Source organism: Stenotrophomonas sp. HMWF023 (genome assembly GCF_003060985.1).
GTDB lineage: Bacteria > Pseudomonadota > Gammaproteobacteria > Xanthomonadales > Xanthomonadaceae > Stenotrophomonas > Stenotrophomonas lactitubi.
Map to the genome: position 1 here is coordinate 1 of NZ_QAIJ01000158.1, position 2,842 is coordinate 2,842.

General features: G+C 65.1%; 2 protein-coding genes. One reads left to right on the top strand and one right to left on the bottom strand.

Translation table 11 applies throughout. The features are described 5' to 3' along the window. Positions 1-308: 308 nt before the first annotated feature. Positions 309-605, top strand: a complete 297-nt coding sequence (locus tag DBR20_RS08605; RefSeq protein ID WP_108265886.1) for a hypothetical protein — start codon at positions 309-311, stop codon at positions 603-605. A gap of 317 nt (positions 606-922) precedes the next feature. Here the strand turns inward: DBR20_RS08605 and DBR20_RS08610 are convergent, their stop codons facing one another. Then, complete coding sequence (locus DBR20_RS08610; RefSeq protein WP_108265887.1) at positions 923-2,428, bottom strand: YifB family Mg chelatase-like AAA ATPase; 1,506 nt, start codon at positions 2,426-2,428, stop codon at positions 923-925. Positions 2,429-2,842 lie beyond the last annotated feature (414 nt).

Genomic DNA, 2,842 nt, shown 5'->3' on the forward strand with positions numbered 1-2,842 from the left:
CCAAGCCGGCCGCCAGGAACGTCCCCACCAGGTCGTAGTTGCGCCACTCCAGCACCGACAGGCCGCTGTCCACGCTGTAGATCGATTCCATGCGGATCAGGCCGCGCCGTCCTATCGTCCGTGATATCCGCTGACGGGCGGCCTCCTGCCCGCCCATGATGAGCATCCTGAGCAAACCGCGTCTCCTTGTGGGGTACCCAGAAGGAATGGTCAGGTGCGCAACGTGCTGGTGAAATCAGACAGATCCGAATGGTCGCTCGCATTTGGACTAGCATCTGCAGGGCACTGACCGGATATACGGAGTTTGGATGGATCTTCCTTCTGGCCACTACCGCATCCTCGCCTATCGCGATTTCCATGACCTGCCACGATGGATGCACGTGGCTGACGGTGCATCAAAGCAATGGGTTCTTGACTGCCCGTTCGATGATGCGCGGGACGAATACTCGCAGGTGTATCGCATTTACGCCGTGGAGGTGGATGTCGAGGGCGCGGTGGACGTATGGGAATGGCACGCGCTCGGGGTGCTGCCTGAAAGCGGCTCCCTGCCGGTGAGTGCACTGCAGTTCGACGCAACGCGACGTGCCTCCTTCGTCCTGCCATGACACGGGATCACGCGCCGGGATTCCAAACTGCCCCCAGAAAGGGCCGAGCCTTGGAAGCAACACCGACGCCGATGCTACGCAGGGTGGCGATCAGGCTGCCGAGGTCCAGGAAGGGGCGACGGAGGAAGGAAGTGCGGCTTGAACATGGCAGGTTCCGGGCAGGCAGAAGCCGCCACTGATAAAGGTGGCGGACGATGCGTGGCTCGAAAACCGGTTTGCTGGACATGGCCGGCGGGTGCACCCCCCAGACATCGCCCGCCATGGCCGGTAGACGGATGGCCAGCCGAAGAACGTCGAGCGTCGAATCATAGATGCGATTAGGGTTCGGTCCTCTTCCGATCCAACTGCCGATACCCAATAGCCTCGGCCAGATGCGCCGTCTCTATTCCCTCACATCCAGCCAGATCAGCAATCGTCCGCGCCACCCTCAGAATCCGGTGCATTGCCCGCGCCGAAAGTTGCAGGCGTTCGATGGCGTGTTCCAGCAGGTCCTGGTCGGCTTCGCTCAAACGCGTGCACGCACGTAGGTCAGCAGGCAGCAGGTGTGCGTTGAGCCCGCCGCGTGCCTGTTGCCGTGCATGCGCCGCTTCCACCCGCGAACGCACGCTGGCGCTGGGCTCGCCCAGCGGTGTGCTCTCGCGCAGCTCCACCGCATCCATGCGACTCACGTTGATGTGCAGATCGATGCGGTCCAGCAACGGGCCCGACACCCGCGCGCGGTAGCGGGTGATGCGTTCGTCGCTGCACAGGCAGCGGTTGCTGCGGTCGCCGGCCCAGCCGCAGGGGCATGGGTTCATCGCCGCCACAAGTTGGAAGCGCGCGGGATAGACCACGCTGCGCGCCGCGCGGGAAATGCGGATGTGGCCCGACTCCAGCGGCTCGCGCAGGGTTTCCAGCGCACTGCGGTTCCACTCGGGGAGCTCATCCAGAAACAGTACGCCGTGATGCGCCAGTGAGATCTCGCCGGGGCAGGGCGGATTGCCGCCCCCCACCAGCGCCGCTGCGCTCGCACTGTGGTGTGGCGCGCGAAACGGCCGCTGCCGCCAACGCTTCGGGTCCAGCCCTTCGCCACTGACCGAGGTGATGGCCGCCAACTGCAGGGCATCGATCTCTTCGGAATCCGGCAGCAGGCTGGGCAGGCGCGAGGCGAGCAGGGTCTTGCCGCAGCCGGGGCTGCCGATCAGCAATAGATGGTGACCACCGGCCGCCGCCACTTCCAGTGCCCGGCGTGCGAGCGCCTGCCCGCGCACGTCGGCCAGATCCGGAAGTGGCAACGGTGTGGTGTCCACGCGTTCCACCTGCGGCAGCAAGCGTGGATTGCCCAGCCCGGCGCAGCATTCCAGCAGGGTACGCGCCACGCGCACATCCGCGTGCTGGGCCAGCGCGGCCTCGGCAGCGTTGCCGGGAGGCACGATCAGGATGCGCCCGGCTTCGGCGGCAGCGATGGCGGCGGGTAGCGCGCCGGATACCGGGCGCAGCTCGCCGGTCAGGCCCAGCTCGCCGAGGAACTCGTACTGCAGCAGCGACTGCGGATCGACCTGACCACTGGCGGCGAGGATCCCCAAGGCAATCGCCAGGTCATAGCGACCGCCTTCCTTGGGCAGGTCGGCGGGGGCGAGGTTCAAGGTGATGCGTCGCTGTGGGAAATCAAAGCGCGCGCACAGCAGGGCGGCGCGCACGCGCTCGCGTGACTCACGCACGCTGGTCTCGGCCAGGCCGACAATCTGGGTGACCGGCAGGCCACCGGAGAGATGCACCTCGATCCGCACCAGCGGGGCATCGACCCCGGCGCGGGCACGGCTGTGGACCAGCGCCAGGCTCATGTGTGGTTTCCTGCGGAGAGGTGCTTGATGGTGCGGCGGCGGCCTGCGGGTAGCCATCGGGGATTGCTGGAGAAACGACTCGGGAGATTCCGACAGATAGTTGGAGCGTGCTGCTTCCTCTGCCGTACGCATCCTTGCAATTGAGTGACGGAAATCGACCGGCGTGAAGTGGACCCGCGCGGGCGTAATAACCGCTGTCGCTCTTTCCTGCGTGTTTTTGACACTACGTGATCTGCACCCAAGTGGTTGCTCGGCTCAACCCGTTTTCTCGCAAATTGCTTTGCGAACAGGCATTTAGGTCCACCCAAAACGACGCCTGATTACTTGCAGGTAAGCGGCCGGGGCGCTAAAATAGCCCCAACACACCCGCCACGCCTCTGACGCGCTAGTTCGCGACATGCTCAAATTGGCGGG